The sequence below is a fragment of the Cupriavidus consociatus genome, from assembly GCF_017814975.1.
Taxonomy (GTDB): Bacteria; Pseudomonadota; Gammaproteobacteria; order Burkholderiales; family Burkholderiaceae; genus Cupriavidus; species Cupriavidus consociatus.
In genome coordinates, this window is the sequence record NZ_JAGIQA010000003.1 from 80,990 (window position 1) to 103,733 (window position 22,744).

The window sequence follows — 22,744 nt, forward strand, 5'->3', positions numbered from 1 at the left end:
TCGCAACAAACGCGGCTCAGCGCAACAGGCCCATCATCATGGGCCGCACGAACAGATCGGCGGCGTTGTCAGAGGTCGCGTCGCGGACCCAGCGGCGCAGCTCGACCGCGGCGTTGATCATGCCGTGCACCTGCAGCGCGGCGATCGACTGGTCCAGCGGCCGGATCGAACCGTCCTGCATGCCCTGCACCAGGAACCGGACAAAGCGCGTCGACAGCCGGGCCATGTCCTGCATCTTGGCGACACGCATCTCTTCCGGCAACGCGCCGTAGATGGTCAGCCGCAGCAGCGGCCCCTGGCTGGAGAACTGGTAATGCACCAGCGCGCGCGACACCGCGCACAGCTTGTCCCAGCCGGTGCCTGGCATCTCGTCGGCCAGCGTCTGGGTATCGCGGATCACTGCCGACATGCGGTCGAAGCATGCGGAGATGAGGTCGTCCTTGTTCTCGTTGTGGTGGTAGAACGCGCCCTTGGTCAGGTTCAGCCGCGCCGAGATCCGGTCCGCCGAGGCGCCACGGTAGCCCTGCTCGTTCAGCAGCTCGGTGGCAGCGCGCAGGAACGCCTGCTGCGTCGTTTCCGGCCGGCCCAGCGTCGGCAGCAGCGCTTCGGCATCCAGGTCCGGCTGCCACGCGGTGCCGGGCGCGGCAATGCCATTGAGCACGATATCCGCCAGCGTCTGCGCGACCTTGGGATAGTCCGCGGGTTCGTAGCGTTCGATCCAGCTCATCGCGCCGCTGGTCAGCGACAGCAGCAGGTGGGCCCGAGCGCTCAGCGCGCTGCGTTGTGCCGGGTCGGCGGGCGTGGCATCGCGCAATAGCCCGCGGATCTGCCGGAACATGTCGTTGTAGGCCGAGAACGCCACGTCGGCATGGCTCGCTGGCAACGCACGGATCTCGCGGAAACTCATCAGCTCCGGCCGCTCGCCTGCCGCGGTGCGCGCCAGCCGCGCGACAAACAGCGCGATAAACGCGGCGACGCGCTCGCCGGCGCTGCCGTGCCGCGAAGCCGAGCCGGCCAGGCCACGCATTTCTTCGATGGTGCGCATCAGGCAGGCCAGCACCAGGTCTTCTTTCTTGCGAAAGTAGTACGTGATGCTGTTGGTGTTCAGCCCTACCAGCTGGCCCACGTCGGACAGCGTCGTGCCGCGCACGCCCTTGCGATTGAACAGCGCCGCGGCGGCATCGAGGATGCCTTCGCGCTTTTCGACATAACGGCGGGTCTGCCTGGCTTCCGACTGGTCCGTGAGCATGGGCGGTCCGGTTGCGCGGATGGGCGAACCGGTTTTTCGAAGATACGGTGCCAGGAATTATAGGCGCGGGGTTCGCGCGAGAGATATCGGGATGTTCCCGCTTTGCCGCACGTACCGTATTGGATGAAATCGCTGGTAGGGCAAGCGCCGGCCGTTCAGGGCTCGTGCGCTGCGGCAGGCCCTGCCGGTGCCGCCGGCTGGAACACCGGCAGCCGGAACATGAACTCGCTGCCGCCACTGCGGCGGCGCCTTGCCACCAGCGTACCGCCGTGTGCCTCCACGATCGAGCGGCAGATCGCAAGCCCCATTCCCATGCCGTCGTCCTTGGTGGTGAAGAAGGCATCGAAGACCCGCGGCAGCACGTCTTCGGCAATGCCGCTCCCGTGATCCTGCACGCTGACGACAACCTCGTCCTGCTCGCGGTACGAAGCCACCAGCAGCTCGCGCTGCTCGACCGGCGTGCCGGCCATGGCGTCGAGTGCATTGGTGACGAGGTTAAGCACCACTTGCTGGAGCTGCACGCGGTCCGCTTCGACCTGCGCGGCGCCGGCGGCCAGCCGGGTCACGGCCCTGACGTTGTGCGCGTCCAGTTCGGGCCGCACCATTACCAGCACCTCGCGCAGTACCTCGTCCGCGGACAGCGGCGCGAGTACCGCCGGCGCCTGCCGCGCCAGCGCGCGCAGCGCACGCACGATGTCGGCGGCGCGCAGCGCATGCTGGCGGATAAAGGCAAAGCCTTCCAGCGCCTCGCCAAGTTCCGGCTGCGGCCGCTTCAGCCAGCGCACGCTGGCATCGACGGTCGCGACAATGGCCGTCAGCGGCTGGTTGACTTCATGGCCGATCGACGCCGCCAGCGTTCCCATCACGGTCAGGTGCGAGGTGCGGGCCAGCTCGGCGCGCGCATCGCGCAGGCTGATCTCGGCGGCCACGCGGCGGTTGTTCTCGCCGATCAGCTGCTCGTACAGCCGCGCCGTTTCCAGCGAGATCGCAACCTGCGGCGCCAGCATCTCGAGTTCGGCGACGTGGTTCGCGCCGAACACGCCCGGGGCGCTGTTGTTCTCCAGGTAAACCGCGCCGATCAGGCTGTGTCCGCGCACCAGCGGCAGGCACAGCACCGAGCGCACCCCGCTGTCGATGGCGGCCCTGGTGCGTATCGACGGCGCGTCGACCATGGCGTCGGCGAGCACCAGCGTCTGGCGCGTGCGCAGCACGCTGTTGAGTACCGCCAGCGGCAGCGCGTGCTCGGTGGGCGGCGCCGAGCCAAGTGCCACCGTCACCCTGCCGTCGTGCAAGCGGCCCGAGGCCTCGATCATCGGCTCGCCGTCGCGCATCAGCACCAGCAGCCCGTAGCGGGCACCTGCGTGCTGGATCACGGTGCTCAGCAGGCCCTCGACCAGGCGATCCATCACGATCTCGCTGGACAAGGCACGCGCGGCCTGCTTGCCGAGTTCCCACCCGGCGAGCGGGGACGTGGGCGGCGTGTCGCCGGCCGCAGGCGCATCGAGTTGCGGATATTGCGCGGCCAGCAGTGTCGCCTTGTGCTCGGCGCCCCAGCGCTGGTAGCACGCGCGCGCAACAGCCAGGTGCTGCCGGGCACCCGTATGCAGGCCGTGCCGCGCGCACAGCATGCCGGCCAGTTCGTGGGCCAGCGCCTGCTCATGCACGAAGCCGGCCGCCGCTGCCGTTTCGGCCGACTGCTCGTAACAGGCTAGCGCGCGCAGCGGATCGCCCTCGGCCTGCGCCAGCGCGGCATCGGCCAGCAGCAGCTTGTTGCGGAACGTCGGCGGATTGAGCGCTGCCCAGCGCGCGAAGCATGCGCGGTGTGCCGCAATGTCGGCGGCCGCCTGCGGTGCCTGCGCGTGCGCCAGCGCAATGCTGAGGAACAGGCGGCAGTCGGCCACGTTGATATGCGCTGGCGCTGACCAGATCAGTGTCTCGGCGTGGCGCAGGCTGTGCACCGCGTGCGCCCATTGCCCCAGGAACACCGCAGCCATGCCGTCGTACAGGTGGATCCAGAAGCGGGTCGGCAGCGAGTTGCTGCGTGCCAGCCGCTGCGCGGCGGTGCCGCAGTGTGCGGCTTCTTCCTGCCAGCCGCTGCTTTCACCACCTTCGCCACCCTCGCCACGTTCATCGCCCACGCGCAGCCGCTGCACGAAATGCAGCTGCGAATGCAGGATCAGCTCGATGTCCCGGTACTGGACCTGGCGCGTCAGCGCCAGGCCGCGCGCGATCTCTTCCGCCACCAGGCACAGCTGCTCTCCCATGACCAGCAGGTCGGACGCGATATGGTTGCAGGCATAGCAGGCCATGCCGATGTCGCCGGAGGCGCGCCCCAGTGTCACGGCTTGCTGCGCGAGGCTCAGGGCATATGACAGCGGACGGGTCCAGGCGCTGACCTGGTCCACGGCGACCAGTGTCGCGATGCGTCCCGCTTCATAGCCGTGGTGGTCGATCAGCGCCATCGCCGCCTGCCCGTACGCCAGCCCGTCCTCGTAAGCCTCGTACAGGCTGGCGATAAACACGCCAAACCATGACAGTCCATACGGAGACTCCGGCGTGGCGCCATGGTCGAGCGTCAGCTCGACCATCTTGGCCACATGCAGGAAGCTGATGCCATCGCGCACGAACAGCGAAGAAATCAGCGTGGACAGCAGCCCCATCACGGCATGGATGCGCGGGTCCGCGGTGGCGGGCAAGGACGCCAGGCTGGCGATCTGCCGCTTGCCCAGCGCGGCGCGCACGGCATCGTGGGCGTCGCGCATGCGCTGCGCGGACGGCGCGCGCTCCAGGTGTACGTCGAGCAGCGCGAGCCCGGACAATGCGGCGTTGATCGCGCCTTCATAGTCCGAGCGCACGGTCTGCAGGCTGGCGCGCAGACGGTACACGGCAGCCTGGTCGAGCGCGCCAAGCGCGTGAGCGAGCAGCGCATCGATGCCCTCCGACGCGGCATCGAGCCGGGCCTGGGCCAGCAGGCATTCGCAACGCAGCAGGTTGGCGGCGTACGCCAGGCCATAGTGCGTTTCCCACCAGTCCGGCCGCATCAGCGCCTGGGCCGTGTCCATGTAGTGCAGCGCCTGCCCGATCGCGCCCGAGCGCCAGGCACGCCGCCCCGCCACCAGCAGCACCTCGACGAAGGCCACCCGCTGCGGCATCGGCAACGCCTGGCCGGCCCGCACCGCCACGCGCTCGATCTGGTTGCAGATCTCGAACGCATGGTCCGCGAGCCGGCCGCGCCAGTGTTCGATCATGATCTGCGCGATGCGGGCGTGCTCGGCGGGACGCGCGTGCGGCTCGATCATCGAATACGCGGATTCCAGCACGCGGTCATGCTGGAACGCATAGCCGCACGGCACCTGAACCAGCAAGCCAGCCTCAACCAGCGGCTGCAGCTGGCTGGCCAGCTGTGCGGCGCTGACGCCGGCCACGCGGGCCAGCAGTCCGGCATCGCCGCGCAGCCCCACGCAAGCCAGCTGCTGCAGCAGTTCGGTACCGGCGCGGGGCAGCCTGGCAAAGCGTCGGAGCATCAGGTCGACGACGCTGCCGGTGTAGTGCTGCTCGTCGACCTCGGCGGCATGCCAGTCCCAGCCGGTGCCGCCGGCGTGCCTGGTCAGTACGCCGTCGTCGACCAGCGTGCGCAGCAACTGGTAGGAAAAGAACGGATTACCCGCGGTCCTGTCGTGTACGGCGTGCGCCAGTGCCGCGATACGCGCGGGCGGCTCATCGAGCGCGGCGCCGACCAGCTCCGCCAGATCATCGGCAGCCAGCGGCCTGACGGGGATGCGCGTGACCGCCAGCGCGCCGCTGCGGTTGGCATGCAGCAGCCACGAGAAGCGTTGCTCGACGTCCTGGCCGTGGTCCCGGTACGCGGCGATCAGCAGGATGCCAGCCGGACGCTGCACCGTGAAGGCTTCCAGCAGCGCGACGGTGAATGCGTCGGCCCACTGCAGGTCGTCGAAGAACAGCACCAGCGGCAGGCCCGGCGCGGCAAAGACGGAAAACGTGGCCAGCAGCGCGCCATGCGCACGGGCCTGCGCCTGCTGCGCCGGCACGTTGGCCAGCGGCGCGGTGCGGCCCAGTACCTGCTCGGTCTCGGGTACCAGTTCTGCCACCACCCTGCCCTGGCCCGCCAGCATGCCAAGCCAGCGCTCGCGCAGCGGCGCCAGCGTGGCCGGCGGCGCATCCAGCAAGCCAAGCGTGAGCGCGAGGATGGCCTGCGCCACTGGCGCATACGGAATGTCGAGCTGGAGCTGGTCGCTCTTGCCGGCGGCAGTGCGGGCGCCGGTCTGCGCCGCGGCCTGGCACGAGAAGGCATTGGCCAGCGCGGACTTGCCTGTGCCGGCGCCGCCGGCGACCAGCACCAGCTCGGACTTGCCGGTGAGGCACACGCGCCCCAGCGCGTCGGTCAGCAGCGCCATCTCGCGATCGCGCCCCACAAGGCGCGCCGGGACCTGCAGGGCCGGTGTCGCGGGCTGATCCGTCACTGACCGACCTGGCAGAGGCCCAACTGCTGTGCCATCAGCACCAGCTCGGCAAAGGTGCGCGCCTTCATCTTGCGCATGGCCTGCCCGCGATGGATCTTGACCGTCACCTCGCTGATGCCGATTTCGGCGGCGATCTGCTTGTTCAGCAGGCCGGACACCGCCATGCCCATGACCTCGGCCTCGCGCGGCGAGAGAGTCTCGTAGGTGGCACGCAATTCGTCGGCCTTGCGCGCGCCTTCGCGGCGCAGGCGGTCCTTGGCCAGCGCGGCGCTCACCGCGTCGAGCAGGTCCTGGTCGCGGTACGGCTTGGGAATGAAGTCCACGGCGCCGGCCTTCATCGCGGCCACGCTCATCGCGATGTCGCCGTAGCCCGTCATGAAGATGATGGGCAGCGGCACGCCCATGCGCGCCAGCCGGCCCTGCAGGTCCAGGCCGCTGGGGCCGCGCAGCCTGACGTCAAGCACCAGGCAGCACGGCGTATCCGGCAATGGAAAGGCGAGCAGCTCGGCGGCGGACTCGAACAGCACCGCGCTCAGGCCGACCGAGCGGAACAGGTTGCCGAGCGCATGGCGCACGCCGGCATCGTCGTCGACGACCAGCACGGTCGCGTCATCGCAGGCCTTGTCGTCGGCAGGCTCCAGGCTTGGGGATGTCACGGTCTGATCTCCGGTGCATGCGTGCGAGGCCGCACGAGCAGCGGATTATAACCAGCAGGCCGCCATCGGCAATGACCGCCATGCCGGCACAGGGGCGATGTACAAGTCACACGCGGCTCATACCATCGTGTTAGTCAGGCGCACGCCGGCGCCAAACGGCTCGCACGTTTCCGGCGCGATCGCCGCCGGAGCCGGCTAATACCAACATGCAATGGCGATTCCTGCGCTTGCCGTCTAGTCTTCTTATCCGGGCCGCACCGCCTCGCCGTCCCATATCCCGGCGGCCGCCGCAAGCCCGCGCTCAAACCCCCTGTCCCGAGGATCGACACCATGTCCAACCCCAAGCTCGAAGTCCTGACCCCGCAGAACAGCCAGCTGATCATCATCGACCACCAGCCGCAGATGGCCTTCGGCGTGCAGTCGATGGACCGGCAGGCCATGAAGAACAATGTCATCGGCCTGGCCAAGGCCGCCAAGATCTTCAATATCCCGACGACCATCACCACGGTCGAAAGCGAATCGTTCTCCGGCTTCACCTATCCGGAGCTGCTCGACGTATTTCCCGAGCAGAAGACGCTGGAGCGCACCTCGATGAACTCGTGGGACGACCAGAAGGTCCGCGACGCGCTCAAGGCCAATGGCCGCAACAAGGTGATCGTCGCCGGCTTGTGGACCGAGGTCTGCAACACCACCTTCGCGCTGTGCGCGATGCTGGAAGGCAACTACGAGATCTACATGGTGGCCGATGCCTCCGGCGGCACCAGCAAGGAAGCCCACGACTACGCCATGCAGCGCATGGTCCAGGCCGGCGCGGTGCCGGTGACCTGGCAACAGGTGCTGCTGGAATGGCAGCGCGACTGGGCGCACCGCGACACGTATGACGCCGTGATGAAACTGGTCAAGGAACATTCCGGCGCCTATGGCATGGGCGTCGACTACGCTTACACGATGGTGCACAAGGCGCCGCAGCGCACCGCCACGACGCACGAGTCGGTGGCGCCGGTGCCCGCGCGCTGATCCCCGCAGCCGGCAATGAGCGCCGCTTGCGCGCGGCCAGCAAGGCGGCGCGCAGGCCTGCTTACAGGCACCGGCAAGGTGACTTCTCTTACTTCCTGCACTCTGAAGGGCCTGATCGATGAAAACCATCACCACCCAGGACGGTACCCGCATCTTCTACAAGGACTGGGGCGCGGGCCAGCCGGTCGTGTTCTCGCATGGCTGGCCGCTGCATGCCGATGCATGGGACGCGCAGATGCTCTTTCTCGCGCGCCAGGGCTTTCGCGTGATCGCCCATGACCGCCGCGGCCACGGCCGCTCGGACCAGCCCGCGCAGGGCAACGACATGGACACCTATGCGGACGACCTCGCCGCGCTGATCGAAGCGCTGGACCTGCGCGACGCGGTGCTGGTCGGGCACTCCACCGGCGGTGGCGAGGTGGCGCACTACATCGGCCGTCACGGCACCAAACGCGTGGCCAAGGCGGTGCTGATCGGCGCGGTGCCGCCGCTGATGCTGAAGACCGACGCCAACCCCGGTGGGCTGCCGCTGGAAGTGTTCGACGGCATCCGCAAGGGCGTGGCCGACAACCGCTCGCAGTTCTACCAGGACCTGGCAGTGCCGTTCTTCGGCTTCAACCGTCCCGGCGCCAAGGTCTCGCAGGGCACGATCGATGCCTTCTGGGCGCAAGGCATGGCCGGCGGCATCGTCGGGCAATACGCCTGCATCCGCGAATTCTCGGAGGTCGACTACACCGAGGACCTGAAGAAGGTCGACGTGCCCACGCTGATCCTGCATGGCGACGACGACCAGATCGTGCCGATCGACGCCTCGGCCCGGCGCGCCGCCGAGCTGGTCAAGGGCGCGACGCTCAAGGTCTACCCCGGCGCCTCGCACGGCATGTGCGTGGTCAACGCGGACCAGGTCAATGCCGACCTGCTCGCTTTCCTGAAGGGCTGAGTTCGATGTCGCGAGGCCGTTTTACCCGCCGGCAGTTCATTGGCACCGCGGCCGCGCTCGGCGCGGCTGTTTCCCCGGAGATCTTCGGCATGCAACCCAGCACCGCACCCAGCCTCATCCTCGTCAACGGCAAGTTCACCACGCTCGACAAGGCCAATCCGCAAGCGGACGCCGTGGCCATCCGCGACGGACGCTTCGTCGCCGTCGGCACGCGCCAGGAAGTGATGAAGCTGGCCGGCGCGCAGACGCAGGTCGTGGACCTGAACGGCCGGCGCGGCATTCCCGGGCTGATCGACAGCCACATGCACATCATCCGCGGCGGCCTCAACTACAACATGGAGCTGCGCTGGGACGGCGTGCGCTCGCTGGCCGATGCCATGCGCATGCTCAAGGACCAGGTCGCGCGCACGCCGGCACCGCAATGGGTACGCGTGGTCGGCGGCTTCACCGAACACCAGTTCGCCGAGAAGCGGTTGCCGACCATCGACGAACTGAACGCGGTGGCGCCCGATACCCCGGTGTTCATCCTGCACCTGTACGACCGCGCCATCCTCAACGGCGCCGCGCTGCGCGCGGTCGGCTATACCAAGGACACGCCCAACCCGCCGGGCGGCGAGATCGTGCGCGATGCGCGCGGCAATCCCACTGGTCTGCTGCTGGCCAAGCCCAATGCCACCATCCTCTATGCCACGCTGGCCAAGGGCCCCAAGCTGCCGCCCGAATACCAGAAGAACTCGACGCGCCATTTCATGCGCGAGGTCAACCGGCTGGGCGTGACCGGCGTGATCGATGCGGGCGGCGGGTACCAGAACTATCCCGAGGACTACAGCATCATTGAGGAGTTGCACAAGGACGGGCAGTTGACGGTGCGGCTGGCGTACAACCTGTTCACGCAGAAGCCCAAGGAAGAACTGAACGACTTCAAGACCTGGACCGCCAAGGTCAGGCCGGGCCAGGGCGACGATCTCTACCGCCACAACGGTGCCGGCGAAATGCTGGTCTACACCGCGGCCGACTTCGAGGACTTCCGCGTCGAACGCCCCGACATGGCGCCGTCGATGGAGGCCGACCTGGAACCGGTGATCCGCCTGCTCGCGGAAAAGCGCTGGCCGTGGCGGCTGCATGCCACCTACGACCAGACCATCTCCCGTGCGCTGGATGTCTATGAAAAGGTCGCGAAGGACATCCCATTCAACGGCCTGAACTGGTTCTTCGACCACGCCGAAACCATTTCCGACCGCAACATCGACCGCATCGCCGCGCTTGGCGGCGGCATCGCCGTGCAGCACCGCATGGCCTACCAGGGCGAATACTTTGTCGAGCGCTACGGCGCGCGCGCCGCCGAGGCCACGCCACCGGTCAAGAAGATGCTGGAAAAAGGCGTCAAGGTCGGCGCCGGCACCGATGCCACGCGCGTGGCATCGTACAACCCGTGGGTGTCGCTGTACTGGCTCACCACTGGCAAGACCGTGGGGGGCATGGCGATGTACCCGCAGGCCAACCTGCTCGACCGCGAGACCGCATTGCGGCTGTGGACCGAGGCCAACACGTGGTTTTCCTCGGAAGTCGGCAAGAAGGGCCAGATCAAGGCGGGCCAGCTCGCCGACCTGGCGGTGCTGTCGGCCGATTACTTCAGCGTGCCCGGCGACGAGATCCAGGACATCACCTCGGTGCTGACTATCCTGGGCGGCAAGGTGGTCTATGGCGACGCCGATTTCAGCAAGCTGTCGCCGGCGCTGCCTCCCCCGATGCCCGACTGGTCGCCGGTACGCCACGTGGGCGGCTACCAGCCGCGGCCGGAAGCACGCAAGCTGGCGCTGAACACGGCGTGCGGGTGCGCGAGTTCGTGCGGCGTCCATGGCCATGCGCACGCCAGGGCCTGGACCGCCGGCGTGCCGGCCTCGGACGAGAGCACATTCTGGGGCGCGCTGGGCTGCTCATGCTGGGCCTTCTGACCGCAGCCAACGGAGACCGGCCATGCCCGAACCGATGACTTCCCTTCCGTTGGCGCCATCGGACGCCTCCTGGCTGCCGCGCTGGATACGCTGGCTTGCCCTGCTGCTGCTGTGCGCGGCCTACCTGCAGGGCGGCCTGTTCAAGCTGGCCGATTTTCCCGGCGCGGTGGCGGAGATGCGGCACTTCGGGCTGAACCCGCCGGTGCCGATGGCAATCGCCACCATCGTGCTCGAGCTGGGCGCCTGTGCCATGATCCTGCTGGGCTGGCGGCGCTGGCTGGGCGCGCTGGCGCTGGCGGCGTTCACGGTCGGCGCGACCTTCATCGCCAACCGCTTCTGGGAAGTTCCACCCGAAGCCCGCTTCATGATGACCAACGCGTTCTTCGAACACCTGGGCCTGGCCGGCGGCTTCCTGCTGGTGGCCTGGCACGACCTGCGCGAGCGCGCAACCCGGATCGGCTGACCAAGATGGCAGAGCAAGCAACGCACTCCCCTCCCCGACCCGCCGACGGCGGCACCTTCGCGCCGCTGGCGCAGGCAACGTTTGCCGTGCTGTGGGCGGCCACGATACTCGGCAACGTCGGCAGCTTCATGCGCGACGTGGCCAGCGCGTGGCTGGCCACCGACCTGTCGTCGTCGCCGGCCGCGGTCGCCACGATCCAGGCGGCGGCGACCTTGCCGGTATTCCTGCTGGCGATCCCGGCCGGCGTGCTGTCCGACATCCTCGACCGGCGCCGCTTCCTGATCGCGATTCAGGTCGGACTGGCGCTGGTCAGCGGCACGCTGGCGATGCTGGCCTGGCGCAACGCGCTGACGATCGAGATCCTGATCGGCATGGCCTTCCTGGGCGGCATCGGCGCGGCACTGATGGGGCCGACGTGGCAGTCGATCGTGCCCGAGCTGGTGCCGCAGCAAGAACTCAAGCGCGCGGTCGCGCTCAACTCGCTCGGTGTCAATATTGCCCGCGCGATCGGGCCGGCCGCCGGCGGCCTGATGCTGGCGGCGTTCGGCGCGGCCACCACGTATGGCATGGACCTGCTCAGCTATGTCTTCGTGGTCGCCGCGCTGCTGTGGTGGAAACGCCCGGCGCGAGGCGCCGACCCGCTGCGCGAGCATTTCCTGGGCGCGTTCCGCGCCGGGCTGCGTTTTACCCGCGCCCACAGCAAGCTGCATGTCGTGCTGGCGCGGGCCGCGGTGTACTTTGCCTTCGGCAGCAGCATCTGGGCGCTGTTGCCGCTGGTGGCCAGGCAACTGCTGAAAGGCGGCGCCGGCCTCTATGGCGTGCTGCTGGGCGCGGTCGGCCTCGGGGCGATCCTGGGCGCGCTGGTCATGCCGCGGCTGCAGCGGCGTCTGGACGCCGACGGGATGATGCTGCTGTCTGCCTGCACTACCGCGGTGGTGATGGCCGGGCTATGCGTGGCGCCGCCGGTCTGGATCGCGCTGTTGCTGCTGCTGTTCCTGGGCGCGGCATGGATCATCGCGCTGACGACGCTGGGCGGCGTGGCGCAGGCCATCCTGCCCAACTGGGTGCGCGGGCGCGCGCTGGCGGTCTACCAGATGGTGTTCAACGGCGCGATGGCGGCAGGCAGCCTGCTGTGGGGCTTTGTCGCGCAGGCGCTGGGTACGCCCGGCGGGCTGCTGGTGGCGGCGGCCGGCATGCTGGCGGCAGCGCTGCTGCTGCACCGGCTGCGCCTGCCGCGCGGCGAAGAGGACCTGGGACCGGCACGGCACTGGCCCGAACCCGAAGGCGCCGCCGATATCGCGCATGACCGCGGCCCGGTCATGATCCTGATCGAGTACTGCGTCCGCGCGCCGGACCGCGACGCCTTCCTGCGCGCGATCCACCAGCTTTCCGAGGAACGGCTGCGCGACGGCGCCTTCAACTGGGGCGTGATGGAAGACCCGGCCGACCCCGAGCTGCTGACAGAGTGGTTCCTGGTCGAATCGTGGGCCGAGCATTTGCGCCAGCACGAGCGCGTGCCTCATGCCGATGCCGATCTGCAGCGCGAGGTCACCCGCTTCCATGTCGGCGACAAGCCGCCGCGCGTGCGGCACCTGCTCGGCGTCGGATTGCCGCCGGCCCCCGCCGCGCGCAACTGATCCCGTGCCTTTGTTATTGGAGGCTTTTACATGAAGCTTTACCTCGTCTCCCTCGCCGCCGGCATCCTCGTCGGCATCATCTATGCGCTGATGCAGGTACGTTCGCCGGCGCCGCCCGTGGTGGCGCTGGTCGGCCTGCTCGGCATGCTGATCGGCGAGCAGGTGGTGCCGCCGGTCAAGCGCCTGCTCGCCGGCGAGCCGGTCACCTTTGCATGGTTTCATTCGGAATGCGTGCCCAAGATCACCGGCGCCCCGGGTCCGACGCTGAACGCGGCCAGCAAGGCGCCCGCTGAGGACGCGACGCACTGAGCGGCGCGCTCGCGCGCCCGGCCCAGGGAGCCCGTGTGAATGCCACGCCGGTTGTTGCCATCGTCGACGACGACGCTGCCGTGCGGCATGCCATCGGCGGCCTGTTGCGTACCTTCGACCTGGCGGTGGAGTTGTACGCGGATGCGCAGGCACTGCTGCAGTCGTCGTCGATCGACGGCATCGACTGCGTGATCACGGATGTGCAGATGCCCGGCATGGACGGCTTCGCGCTGTGTGAGGCGCTGCGTGCGCGCGGCTTGCGCATGCCGGTCATTTTCATGACGGCGTTCGACCTGCGGGATTTTGCGCAGCGCGCGCGGGCCGCGGGTGCGGCCTGCTTCCTCAGCAAGCCGTTTGACGATACCGAAGTGATCCGGTGCATCGGGCGTGCGCTGGCGATGCACCGGAGATCTTCACGCCCGGGGCCAGGTCAGGCCAGCGCGGGATAGTCGACGTAGCCGTGCGCTCCGCTGCCGCCATAGAGCGACGCGTCCTCGAACGGCTTGTTCAGCGGCTGGTTCTCGCGGAAGCGGCGCGGCAGGTCCGGGTTGGTGATCATCTTGCGGCCGAACGACACCATGTCGGCGCGGCCGCTGCGGATGGCTTCCTCGGCCATTTCCTTCGAGTAGCCGTTATTGACCATCCAGACCCCGCTGTACAGGCGGTGCAGCGCTTCGTAGTCGAACGGCACGTTGTCGCGCGGGCCGCCGGTGTGGCCCTCGACGAGATGGATATACACCGGATGCAGCTTCTCCAGTTCGCGCACGACATGCTCGAACAACGGCTTCGGATTGCTTTCCAGCGCGTCGTTGACCGGCGACACCGGCGCCAGGCGCACGCCGACACGGTCGGCACCGATCTCCGCGATCACCGCGGCCATGACTTCGAGCAGGAAGCGCGCGCGGTTCTCGACGCTGCCGCCGTAGGCGTCGGTGCGCTTGTTGGTGCCGTCGCGCAGGAAGGCATCGAGCAGGTAGCCGTGGGCGCCATGCACTTCGACACCGTCGAAGCCGGCGCGGATGGCGTTCGCCGCGGCGGTGCGGAAGTCATCGACGATGCCCGCAATCTCGTCCAGTTCCAGCGCACGCGGCAGCGAGCATTCGACGTAGCCCTGGCCGCTGATATAAGTCTTGGCGTTGGCCGCGATGGCCGACGGTGCCACCGGTGCCTGGTTGTCCGGCTGGAAATGCGTGTGCGACATGCGCCCGGTGTGCCAGATCTGCAGGAAGATCCTGCCGCCCTTCGCGTGCACCGCGTCGGTCACCTGCTTCCAGGCAGCGATCTGCCCGGGCGTGTAGATGCCCGGCGTATTGGTGTAGCCCTGGGCCGTGGTCGAGACCTGCGTGGCTTCGGCGATGATCAGGCCCACGCTGGCGCGCTGGCTGTAGTACTCGACCACCATGTCGGTCGGCACCAGGTCGTCGTCGGCGCGGCTGCGCGTGAGCGGCGCCATGGCCATGCGGTTGGCGAGTTCAAGCTTGCCCAGCCTGACCGGCTGGAACAGCGCATCGACGAGAAAGGCTTCGTTCTGTGCACCCATGAATGGCTTACTCCGAGGTTGGTGATTGGCCGGCCGCCGAGGCGGACGGCTGGAACAGGTGGTTGAACATCAGGTCGACGCTGCGGCGCAGCGGGTCGACCGAGCGTTCGAGCTTCATGCGCAGCAAGGCGCCTTCCCAGGTATCCCAGGCCAGGCCGGACAGTTCGGCGGCTGCGATATCGGTGCGGATGGCGTGGTCCGCCTGGGCTTCGGCGATCATCCCGGCCAGGCGCTCGCGCCAGGCCAGTTGCGCCGCCTGCAGCGCCGCACGGCAGGTCTCGCTGGACGAGGCGATTTCCGCAGCGAAATTGCCGACCAGGCAGCCGGCCCGCTCGGTCCTGGCTTCGTGGTGGGCAATCATCTGGTCAAAGACGTAGCGGATCGCCGCCATCGGCTGCGGCGGCGCCGCTTCCATCATCGCTTCCCACGACCGCTGCAGGTACGCCGCGTACTGCGCGATGATCGCCGCGGCGAACGCTTCCTTGCTGTCGAAATGGTTGTAGAACGAGCCCTTCGGCACGCCGGCATGGTCGGTGATCTGCTGGATGCCGGTGGCGTTGTAGCCGTGGCGCGAAAACAGTTCGCGCCCTGCCTTGGTCAGGCGGTTCGGGATGTCGGTCTTGTCTGCGGTACGGGCCATGGCTTGAATAATATGACCAGTCGTCTTGAAAAGTCAAATGGCGAATAAGTCGCGATTTCGCCACTGGAATGCTGCTTTGGCCGGTGAAGATGCCGTTCCCTCTACCTTGGTTCGGCACGCCGCACTTCATAGAATGAAGTTGCTTCCTGGACAAGCGGCCCGGCCGCCGCAGCCACCGCCATGCAAGCCGTCGCCTATCCCTACCAGCCGGTGCCGGAACGGGGCACCGTGCGCTGTTTCGTGCTGGCCCTGCTGATGCACCTGTTGCTGGGCGCCCTGCTCTATTACGGCGTGCGCTGGCGCAACGCGGTGCCGGAAGGTGTGACCGCCGAATTGTGGGAGTCCGTACCTGAAGTGGTCACGCCCCCGCCGGCGGTCACACCGGCGCCGACGCCAAAGCCGGTCGAGGAGGAGGACGCCGATATCTCCCTGCAGGAAAAGCGGCGCAAGGCCGAACGTGCCGCCCGCGACGAAGCGCAGCAGGCCCGGCAGCGTGAAAACCAGGCTCGCGCCGACGCGGCCCGCAAGGAAGCACAACGCAAGGCGCAGGAAGAACTGCGCCAGGCTGACAACACGCGGCGCCGGGGCGAGCTGGCGCGCCTGCAGGCGCAGGCTGGCGGTGCCAACGTGGGGACCGGTTCCGGCACCTCCACGCGGCCTTCGTCGGGCTATGCCGAACGGGTCCGGCAGCGGGTCAAGCCGAACATCATCTTCAACGAAGATGTCGCCGGCAATCCGGCAGCGGTGGTCGCGGTGCACATGGCGCCGGACGGCTCGGTGCTGTCGACGCGCCTGGCCAAGTCAAGCGGCAACCCAGGATGGGACAACGCCGTGCTGCGCGCGGTCGCGCGCTCGGACCCGCTGCCGCGCGACGAGAACGGTGTCGCGCCGTCGAACATCAACATCACGTTCTGGCCAAAGGACCAGGGCGGCTAGCTGCGGCACCGTGCGAAGCGAAACCGAAAAACAGAAGGGGAAACAAGAGGGGGTGGTGCCCATGGGCAGGATCGAACTGCCGACCTCTCCCTTACCAAGGGAGTGCTCTACCACTGAGCCACATGGGCGCACGCTCCGGTGAAGACCGGAAGATATGGAGCGGGAGACGAGTCTCGAACTCGCGACCTCAACCTTGGCAAGGTTGCGCTCTACCAACTGAGCTACTCCCGCGTACTTTGGCTCCCCGACCTGGGCTCGAACCAGGGACCTGCGGATTAACAGTCCGTCGCTCTACCGACTGAGCTATCGGGGAATTCATCGCGTTTTCAGCGAAGCGCGGATTCTACAACAACGTTGGCGGGTTTTGAAAGGGGGCAGCGCAAAAATCCGCAAAACGCGTTGCGGTCGTTGGGCCTGATGGCGGCGCTGCTCTCGAGGCAACTGACATCCTTAAACAGGCCGTTGCCTTATCACCGCTGCCGGCCGTCCCGGAATCTGTGCACATTGTGCACAGCGAGCGCCCGTTCGCTTGTCCCCATCCACCCGATACGCTTGAATCGGGTCACCCTTCCGGCAGAGGAAGGATGGAGACAAAGATGCCTATTTCCAACACGGCGCGACCACCGGTACGCGCTGGCCGCACCGCACTGGCGCAGCTGCTTGAGCCCGCCTCGATCGCCATCATCGGCGCCTCGCGCGATACCAGCCGCATCGGCGGCGTGGCGCTGGACCACCTGCAGCGCCTGGGCTACCAGGGGCAGGTTTTTCCGATCAATCCGCGCTATGCGGAGATCGCCGGGCTGGCGTGCTATCCCGATGTGGAATCCCTGCCGGCCGTGCCGGACGTAGCGGTGCTGGCGCTCGGCGCCGACGAAGTGCTGCCGCAGCTGCAGCGCTGCCATGTCCGCGGCATCCGGGCCGCCATCCTCTATGCATCTGGCTTTGCCGAGTCCGGCGAAGCCGGCGTCGCCCGCCAGGCCGCGCTGGCCGCCTTCGCGCGCGAAAGCGGCATGGCCATCGCCGGGCCCAACTGCATGGGGCTGGCCAACCTGACCACGCGCGCGATCACCGCCTTTGCCACCACCTTCCGCGCCTGTCCGCCCCAGGACGGCCCCGGCGCCGTCAGCCTGCTGACGCAGAGCGGCAATGTCTGCGCCATCGTCTATGCCACCGGCAGGCAGATGGACGTGGGCTTTCACCAGTTCATCAATACCGGCAACGAAGCCTGCCTGGATTACGCCGACTACCTCGGCTACCTGGCCGACGATACCCAGACCGGCGCCGTGGTCGGCTACGTCGAGGGCCTGCGCAACGGTCCGCGCTTTATCGACGCCGCGGCGCGGCTGCGCGCGGCGGACAAGCCGCTGATCGTGCTCAAGGCCGGCGAAAGCGAGGCCGGTTCGTCCGCCACCCAGTCGCACACCGCCGTGCTGGCCGGCAACCAGGCCATCTACCGCGCAGCCTTCGCCCAGGTCGGCGCGATGCAAGCCAGCGACCCGACCCACCTGACCGACGTGGCCTACCTGTCAGGGTTCCGCCAGCGCAGCGCGGGCCGCCGCGTGGTGGTGGCATCGGTCTCGGGCGCAATGGGCGCGCTCTCTGCCGACCTGCTCAGCGGCGCCGGCCTGGACGTGCCGTGCCTGCCCGGGCCGGTGCAGCAGCGCCTTCAGGCCGCCGTGCCGGAGATCGGCGCGGTGGCGAATCCGGTCGACCTGACCGGCCAGCTGTTCAACCGCAGCGGCCTTGCGTATGCCGTGCTCGACAACCTCGCGGTGGTTGATGGCATAGACGTGATCTTCCTGTACGCCACCGCCTACCTGCTTGACCGCGTGGCGGACGAGCTGATCGACGTGGCGGGCAAGACCGGCCGGCTGATCGTCGTCGCGACCACCGGCGAGCCGGCCAGCCGTGCCCGGCTGGCGGCGGCCGGCGTAGCGCTGTTCCCGGACGTGGCGCGTGCCGCCAGGGCATTGGGCACCTATGTGGGCTGGCTGGGCACGCAGGCCCGGACCGCGCACTGGATGGGGCTGCGCGCACGGGCCTCCGGTCTTCCGCGGGCCGAAGCACTGCCCACTGACGCGCTGGACGAGTATCAGGCCAAGCACTGGCTCGCCGGTTTCGGGGTGCCGGTCGGCGTGGAAGCCGTCGCGGCCACTCCCGCCGATGCCGCACGCGCCGCCGCGAGCCTTGGCTTCCCGGTGGCGGTCAAGGTGCTCAGTCCCGACATCGCCCACAAGACCGAGGTTGGCGGCGTGCAGCTGGGACTGCGCGATGCACAGCAGGTGCACGCCGCCGCCGCGGAAGTGGTTGCCGCCGCGACGCGCGCCAGGCCGGACGCACGCCAGCGCGGCGTGCTGGTGCAGCAGATGGCCGGCGGGGTCTGCGAGCTGATCGTCGGCGTGACGCGCGACCCGGTGTTCGGCCCGGCCATGACGGTCGGCCTGGGCGGAATCTTCACCGAGGTCTTCCACGACGTGGCGCACCGCTTGCTGCCGGTGGACCGCGCCATGGCCCGCGAGATGCTCGCCAGCCTGCGCGGCTACCCGCTGATGACCGGCTTCCGCGGCAAGCCCGCCGCCGATATCGACGCGGCCGCGGACGCGATTGCCGCGCTGTCCGGCGCCGCGATGGCGCTCGGCGACTCGCTCGTTGAAATGGAAGTGAATCCCCTGCTGGTGCGCGAAGCGGGCCGCGGTGCGGTCGCGCTGGACGCGCTGGTGCTGACGCAGCAGCCGAACCACAAGGGAGGCCGGCAATGAGAAACGACACCATCGACACCCGCCGGCGCGACACGCTGGCGCTGCTTGGCCTGGGCGCGCTCGCGCCGCTGGCCACGCTGGCCTCCGGTGCCGCGCAAGCGGCCGACTTCCCCGCGCGGCCGGTCACGCTGATCGTGCCGTTCGCGGCCGGCGGCGCCACCGATACGCTGGTGCGCACGCTGGCCGACAGCGCTGGCAAGACCCTGGGCCAGCCCGTCGTCGTCGAGAACAAGCCCGGCGCCGCCGGCGTGCTGGGCGCCAACGTGGTCGCTCGCGCCAGACCCGACGGCTACACGCTGACGGTCATTCCGGAGCCGGTGTTCCGGCTGCCCCACCTGCAAAAGACGCAATACGACCCGCTGCGCGACTTCACCTACGTGATCCACCTGACCGGCTACACGCTGGGCGTGGCAACGCGCGCGGACGCGCCGTGGAAGTCGTGGCAGGAGATGGTGGAAGACGCGCGGCGACGTCCGGGCAAGATCAGCTACGGCAGCACCGGCACCAACGGCACCATGCACGTGACCATGGAAGAGATCGGGCAGAAGCTCGGCATCCAGTTCAACCATGTCCCCTACAAGGGCGAGTCCGAGATCATCGCCGCGCTGATGGGCGGGCATATCGACCTGGGCGTCACGGCCGGCGGCATCGTTCCGTATGTCGACAGCGCCAAGGCGCGCTGGCTGGTGCTCTGGACCGCCGAGCATTCGCGCCGCTGGCCGCGCGTGCCGACGCTGCGCGATGTCGGCGTCGATATCGTGTCCACGTCGCCGTTCGGCATCGCCGGCCCGCGCGACATGGACGCGCAGGCCGCGCAGGTGCTGCACGATGCGTTCCGCAAGGCGCTCAACGAGCCGGCGATGCAGAAGCTGCTGGAGCGGCTCGACCAGGAGAACGCCTACCTGAACAGCGCCGACTACGCCGCCTTCGCGCGCCAGCGCTACGAAAGCCAGGGCAAGCTGGTCAAGCGCCTGGGCCTGACTGCCAACCCCTGACGCCTGATCCCGGAGCCCCGCATGCAATATCGATCCGTCTTCCACGCCGGCCTGTTCGCCGGCCGTACCGTGCTGGTCACCGGCGGCGGCAGCGGCATCGGCCGCTGCACCGCGCACGAACTGTCGAGCCTCGGCGCGCGCGTGGCGCTCGCCGGACGCAAGCTGGAAAAGCTGGAACAGGTCCGCGAGGAAATCATCGCCGCCGAGCCCGAAGCCGCGGGCCGGCTGACGCTGCACAGCTGCGATATCCGCGACGAGGCGCAGGTGCGCGAGACCGTGGCCGCGGTGCTGGCGGCGCACGGCAGCATCGACGGCCTCTTCAACAACGCCGGCGGCCAGTTCCCGTCGCCGCTGCGCGACATCAGCCTGAAGGGCTGGGAAGCCGTGGTGCGCAACAACCTGACCGGCGGCTTCCTGGTGGCGCGCGAATGCTTCACGCAATGGATGGAAGCCAACGGCGGCGCCATCGTCAACATCATCGCCGACATGTGGAACGGCATGCCGGGCATGGGCCATTCGGGCGCGGCGCGCGCCGGCATGCTGTCGTTCACCGAGACGGCGGCGTGCGAATGGGCCGCCGCGGGTGTCCGGGTCAACGCCGTGGCGCCGGGATGGATCGCGTCCAGCGGCTTTGACACCTACCCGCCCGAATTCCAGGCCAAGATCCGCCAGCTGGCGCGCAAGGTGCCGCTGCAGCGGCTGGGCACCGAGGCCGAGGTCTCCGCCGCGGTGGTGTTCCTGCTGTCGCCGGCGGCGGCCTTCATCACTGGCTCGACCCTGCGCGTCGATGGCGGCGTGCCCAACGCCAAGCACACCTGGCCGCAGCCCCAGCACCAGCGCTCGCAGCCGTACAACGGCTTCCCGCTCTACACGCTGCCGCAATGCCTGACGCCGTCCAACGAGTAAGCGAACACCATGACCCTGCAACCGCCCAACCCGCGCTACTACAGCGCGGACCATGAAGCGTTCCGCGCCAGCGTGCGGCGCTTCTTTGAAAAGGAAGTCGCGCCCAATGCCGAGGCCTGGGACGAAGCCGGCAGCTTCCCGCGCGAGCTGTACCGCAAGGCCGCGGAAGCCGGCCTGCTGCAACCCGGCTTCCCCGAGGAATACGGCGGCGCGCCTTGCGACGCCTTCTACCGCATGATCCTGTTCGAGGAGCGCGCCTGGGGTGGCTCGGGCGGGATCGCCTCGGGACTGTTCTCGCACACCATCGGCGCGCCGCCGATCGCCGCGGTGGGCAGCGAGGCGCTGAAGGCGCGCGTGCTGCCGCGGATCCTGTCGGGCGAGAAGATCTCCGCGCTGGCCATCACCGAGCCCGACGCCGGCTCCGACGTGGCCCGGCTGTCGACCAGCGCGCGCCGCGAAGGCGATCACTACGTCGTCAACGGCACCAAGCTCTATATCACCTCCGGCATGCGCGCCGACTACTTCACCGCGGCCGTGCGCACCGGCGGTCCGGGCTCCGGCGGCGTGTCGCTGCTGCTGATCGAAGGCGATACGCCGGGGCTGAGCCGCACGCCGCTGAAGAAAATGGGCTGGTGGGCGTCCGACACCGCGCAGCTGTTCTTCGAGGATTGCCGCGTGCCGGTGGAAAACCTGGTCGGCGAGGAAGGCAAGGGCTTTGGCGCCATCACCCGCAACTTCAACCACGAGCGCCTGGCGCTGGCGGCGGCTGCTTGCGGCTATGCGCAGGTTTGCTTCCACGACGCGCTGGCGTGGGCACGCGAGCGCCATACCTTCGGCAAGCGGCTGGCCGACCACCAGATCGTGCGCCACCAGCTGGTCGACATGGCCATCCGCATCGAATCCACGCGCGCCCTGCTCGACGACCTCGCCGCGCGCCTGGACGATGGCGCCGCGCCGGTGGCGCAGATCGCGATGGCAAAGAACATGGCCACGCGGACCTTCCAGTTCTGCGCGGACCGCGCGGTGCAATTGCTCGGGGGGATGGGCTATATGCGCGGCAGCCGCGTGGAGCGGCTGTATCGCGAGGTCAAGGTGATGATGATCGGCGGCGGGGCGGAGGAAATCATGAAGGACCTGGCGGCGAAGCAGCTGGGGCTCTGAGCGCCGACAAAGTCAAATGCTGCGAATGTTGTTTCCCCCAGCCCCTCTCCCGCACGCGGGAGAGGGGAGCAAACAGCGTGGCGTTTTTCTGCGCAAGTCCTGCTTATTCCAGCTTCACCCCGCTCTTCTTCACCACCTCGCCCCAGCGCACCGCTTCGGCCCTGATAAAGGCCTGGAACTGCTCGGGCTTGCCACCGACCGGATCGATGCCATAGTCGATCAGCCGCGCGCGCACCTCGGGCTGGTGCAGCACTGCGTCCATGTCTGCCGACAGCTTCGCCAGCACCGCCGGCGGCGTCTTGGCCGGCGCCAGCAAGCCGATCCAGCTGCCCGCCGTCACCGCCGGGAAGCCGGCCTCGGCCATGGTGGGCACGTCCGGAGCGGCTGGCCAGCGCGCCGGGCTGGTAATCGCCAGCGCGCGCACCTTGCCCGCCTTCACCTGCGGCATCATGGTCTGCACCGAATCGAAGATCACCGCGACCTGCCCCGAAAACAGGTCGGGCAACGCCGGCGAGATGCCTTTGTACGGCACATGCGTCATCTTCATGCCGACCGCCTGCGCGAACAGTTCCCCTGCCAGATGCGCGCCGGAGCCGGTGCCGCTCGACGCAAAGGTCATCTTGTCCGGGTTGGCCTTGCCCCAGCCCACCAGCTTCTTGACGCTGGTCGGCGGCAGCTGCGCGCTGCTGACCAGCAGCAGCGGGATCCGGCCGATCATGCTGACGCCGGTCAGGTCCTTGACCGGGTCATAGCTCATCTTGCCGTACAGGCTCGGGTTGATCGCGTGGGCCGCGACCACGACCAGCAGCGAATAGCCATCCGGCGCCGCTTTGGCGACGTTTTCCGAGCCGATCATGCCGTTGGCGCCGGCACGGTTTTCCACCACCACCGGCTGGCCGATGCGCTCGGACAGCTTCTGCATGACCAGCCGCGTCACCGCGTCGGATACCCCGCCGGGCGTATAGGGCACCACCACGCGGAGCGGCCGGTTCGGGTACGCATCGCCTTGCGCCATGGCCGGAATGGCGCCGGCAAGGCTGCCGAGCAAGCTCAGCGTCAGCAGGCGGCGGACGCGGGCATTGCGCTTGGATCGGGTCATG

The 22,744-nt window shown here is 68.5% G+C and carries 18 protein-coding genes and 3 tRNA genes; 12 read left to right on the forward strand and 9 right to left on the reverse strand.

Going from position 1 to position 22,744, the window contains the following annotated elements:
• Positions 1-16: 16 nt before the first annotated feature.
• The 3 genes from J8I82_RS05520 to J8I82_RS05530 form a co-directional block, all read right to left on the reverse strand.
• On the reverse strand, positions 17-1,249 hold the full coding sequence (locus tag J8I82_RS05520; RefSeq protein WP_209755155.1) for a TetR/AcrR family transcriptional regulator: 1,233 nt from the start codon (positions 1,247-1,249) through the stop codon (positions 17-19).
• Positions 1,250-1,404: 155 nt separating this feature from the next.
• Positions 1,405-5,730 (reverse strand): trifunctional serine/threonine-protein kinase/ATP-binding protein/sensor histidine kinase, encoded by a 4,326-nt coding sequence (locus J8I82_RS05525; RefSeq protein ID WP_284182942.1) that lies wholly within the window; start codon positions 5,728-5,730, stop codon positions 1,405-1,407.
• A complete protein-coding gene (locus J8I82_RS05530; RefSeq protein WP_209755157.1) occupies positions 5,727-6,386 on the reverse strand; it encodes a response regulator transcription factor in 660 nt (219 codons plus the stop codon). The genes J8I82_RS05525 and J8I82_RS05530 overlap by 4 nt, the downstream gene beginning before the upstream one ends.
• 330 nt (positions 6,387-6,716) lie before the next feature.
• On the opposite strand from J8I82_RS05530, the gene J8I82_RS05535 reads away from it, so the two are divergent.
• From J8I82_RS05535 to J8I82_RS05565, 7 genes are all read left to right on the forward strand, one after another.
• The gene (locus J8I82_RS05535; RefSeq protein WP_209755159.1) at positions 6,717-7,403 is read left to right on the forward strand and encodes a hydrolase; all 687 of its coding nucleotides are present in this window, start codon (positions 6,717-6,719) and stop codon (positions 7,401-7,403) included.
• Positions 7,404-7,521: 118 nt separating this feature from the next.
• Positions 7,522-8,343, forward strand: coding sequence for an alpha/beta fold hydrolase (locus J8I82_RS05540; RefSeq protein ID WP_209755162.1), 822 nt, complete (start codon positions 7,522-7,524; stop codon positions 8,341-8,343).
• 89 nt (positions 8,344-8,432) lie between these two features.
• Complete coding sequence (locus tag J8I82_RS05545; RefSeq protein WP_209755163.1) at positions 8,433-10,298, forward strand: amidohydrolase; 1,866 nt, start codon at positions 8,433-8,435, stop codon at positions 10,296-10,298.
• Between the two features lie 22 nt (positions 10,299-10,320).
• The gene (locus J8I82_RS05550; RefSeq protein WP_209755165.1) at positions 10,321-10,761 is read left to right on the forward strand and encodes a DoxX family protein; all 441 of its coding nucleotides are present in this window, start codon (positions 10,321-10,323) and stop codon (positions 10,759-10,761) included.
• A 5-nt stretch (positions 10,762-10,766) separates the two neighbouring features.
• Positions 10,767-12,398 (forward strand): MFS transporter, encoded by a 1,632-nt coding sequence (locus tag J8I82_RS05555; RefSeq protein WP_209755167.1) that lies wholly within the window; start codon positions 10,767-10,769, stop codon positions 12,396-12,398.
• A 30-nt stretch (positions 12,399-12,428) separates the two neighbouring features.
• Positions 12,429-12,707, forward strand: a complete 279-nt coding sequence (locus tag J8I82_RS05560) for a XapX domain-containing protein (RefSeq protein WP_209755170.1) — start codon at positions 12,429-12,431, stop codon at positions 12,705-12,707.
• Positions 12,708-12,742: 35 nt separating this feature from the next.
• Complete coding sequence (locus J8I82_RS05565; protein ID WP_209755172.1) at positions 12,743-13,156, forward strand: response regulator transcription factor; 414 nt, start codon at positions 12,743-12,745, stop codon at positions 13,154-13,156.
• Here the strand turns inward: J8I82_RS05565 and J8I82_RS05570 are convergent.
• Positions 13,138-14,247, reverse strand: coding sequence for an alkene reductase (locus J8I82_RS05570; protein WP_209755174.1), 1,110 nt, complete (start codon positions 14,245-14,247; stop codon positions 13,138-13,140). The two genes, J8I82_RS05565 and J8I82_RS05570, sit on opposite strands and share 19 nt — an antisense overlap.
• A 7-nt stretch (positions 14,248-14,254) precedes the next feature.
• On the reverse strand, positions 14,255-14,887 hold the full coding sequence (locus J8I82_RS05575) for a TetR/AcrR family transcriptional regulator (RefSeq protein WP_209755176.1): 633 nt from the start codon (positions 14,885-14,887) through the stop codon (positions 14,255-14,257).
• Positions 14,888-15,067: 180 nt separating this feature from the next.
• Between J8I82_RS05575 and tolA the strand changes: the two genes are divergently transcribed.
• The gene (gene tolA / locus J8I82_RS05580) at positions 15,068-15,823 is read left to right on the forward strand and encodes a cell envelope integrity protein TolA (protein ID WP_209755179.1); all 756 of its coding nucleotides are present in this window, start codon (positions 15,068-15,070) and stop codon (positions 15,821-15,823) included.
• Positions 15,824-15,876: 53 nt separating this feature from the next.
• Here the strand turns inward: tolA and J8I82_RS05585 are convergent.
• The 3 genes from J8I82_RS05585 to J8I82_RS05595 all read right to left on the reverse strand — a co-directional run bounded on the left by J8I82_RS05585 (position 15,877) and on the right by J8I82_RS05595 (position 16,136).
• Positions 15,877-15,951, reverse strand: a tRNA-Thr gene (locus J8I82_RS05585).
• Between the two features lie 27 nt (positions 15,952-15,978).
• Positions 15,979-16,054: transfer RNA gene (locus J8I82_RS05590), tRNA-Gly, on the reverse strand.
• Between the two features lie 6 nt (positions 16,055-16,060).
• Positions 16,061-16,136: transfer RNA gene (locus J8I82_RS05595), tRNA-Asn, on the reverse strand.
• Between the two features lie 283 nt (positions 16,137-16,419).
• Between J8I82_RS05595 and J8I82_RS05600 the strand changes: the two genes are divergently transcribed.
• The 4 genes from J8I82_RS05600 to J8I82_RS05615 are packed head-to-tail and all read left to right on the forward strand — an operon-like array spanning position 16,420 to position 21,644.
• Complete coding sequence (locus J8I82_RS05600; RefSeq protein ID WP_209755181.1) at positions 16,420-18,582, forward strand: acetate--CoA ligase family protein; 2,163 nt, start codon at positions 16,420-16,422, stop codon at positions 18,580-18,582.
• Positions 18,579-19,577 (forward strand): tripartite tricarboxylate transporter substrate binding protein, encoded by a 999-nt coding sequence (locus tag J8I82_RS05605; protein ID WP_209755183.1) that lies wholly within the window; start codon positions 18,579-18,581, stop codon positions 19,575-19,577. Before J8I82_RS05600 ends, J8I82_RS05605 begins: the two co-directional genes overlap by 4 nt.
• Positions 19,578-19,598: 21 nt before the next feature.
• Entirely contained in the window at positions 19,599-20,483 is an 885-nt protein-coding gene (locus J8I82_RS05610) for an SDR family oxidoreductase (protein WP_209755185.1), read from the forward strand.
• 9 nt (positions 20,484-20,492) lie between these two features.
• On the forward strand, positions 20,493-21,644 hold the full coding sequence (locus tag J8I82_RS05615; protein ID WP_209755186.1) for an acyl-CoA dehydrogenase family protein: 1,152 nt from the start codon (positions 20,493-20,495) through the stop codon (positions 21,642-21,644).
• Positions 21,645-21,747: 103 nt separating this feature from the next.
• Here the strand turns inward: J8I82_RS05615 and J8I82_RS05620 are convergent, their stop codons facing one another.
• Positions 21,748-22,743 (reverse strand): tripartite tricarboxylate transporter substrate binding protein, encoded by a 996-nt coding sequence (locus tag J8I82_RS05620; protein ID WP_209755187.1) that lies wholly within the window; start codon positions 22,741-22,743, stop codon positions 21,748-21,750.
• Position 22,744: the final 1 nt, after the last annotated feature.

Coding starts and splice junctions, on each gene's coding strand:
- J8I82_RS05620 (WP_209755187.1), bottom strand. CDS start 22,743: ATGACCCGATCCAAGCGCAATGCCCGCGTCCGCCGCCTGCTGACGCTG.
- J8I82_RS05610 (WP_209755185.1), top strand. CDS start 19,599: ATGCAATATCGATCCGTCTTCCACGCCGGCCTGTTCGCCGGCCGTACC.
- J8I82_RS05575 (WP_209755176.1), bottom strand. CDS start 14,887: ATGGCCCGTACCGCAGACAAGACCGACATCCCGAACCGCCTGACCAAG.
- J8I82_RS05555 (WP_209755167.1), top strand. CDS start 10,767: ATGGCAGAGCAAGCAACGCACTCCCCTCCCCGACCCGCCGACGGCGGC.
- J8I82_RS05600 (WP_209755181.1), top strand. CDS start 16,420: ATGCCTATTTCCAACACGGCGCGACCACCGGTACGCGCTGGCCGCACC.
- J8I82_RS05535 (WP_209755159.1), top strand. CDS start 6,717: ATGTCCAACCCCAAGCTCGAAGTCCTGACCCCGCAGAACAGCCAGCTG.
- J8I82_RS05540 (WP_209755162.1), top strand. CDS start 7,522: ATGAAAACCATCACCACCCAGGACGGTACCCGCATCTTCTACAAGGAC.
- J8I82_RS05560 (WP_209755170.1), top strand. CDS start 12,429: ATGAAGCTTTACCTCGTCTCCCTCGCCGCCGGCATCCTCGTCGGCATC.
- J8I82_RS05570 (WP_209755174.1), bottom strand. CDS start 14,247: ATGGGTGCACAGAACGAAGCCTTTCTCGTCGATGCGCTGTTCCAGCCG.
- J8I82_RS05545 (WP_209755163.1), top strand. CDS start 8,433: ATGCAACCCAGCACCGCACCCAGCCTCATCCTCGTCAACGGCAAGTTC.
- J8I82_RS05605 (WP_209755183.1), top strand. CDS start 18,579: ATGAGAAACGACACCATCGACACCCGCCGGCGCGACACGCTGGCGCTG.
- tolA (WP_209755179.1), top strand. CDS start 15,068: ATGCAAGCCGTCGCCTATCCCTACCAGCCGGTGCCGGAACGGGGCACC.
- J8I82_RS05615 (WP_209755186.1), top strand. CDS start 20,493: ATGACCCTGCAACCGCCCAACCCGCGCTACTACAGCGCGGACCATGAA.
- J8I82_RS05520 (WP_209755155.1), bottom strand. CDS start 1,249: ATGCTCACGGACCAGTCGGAAGCCAGGCAGACCCGCCGTTATGTCGAA.
- J8I82_RS05550 (WP_209755165.1), top strand. CDS start 10,321: ATGCCCGAACCGATGACTTCCCTTCCGTTGGCGCCATCGGACGCCTCC.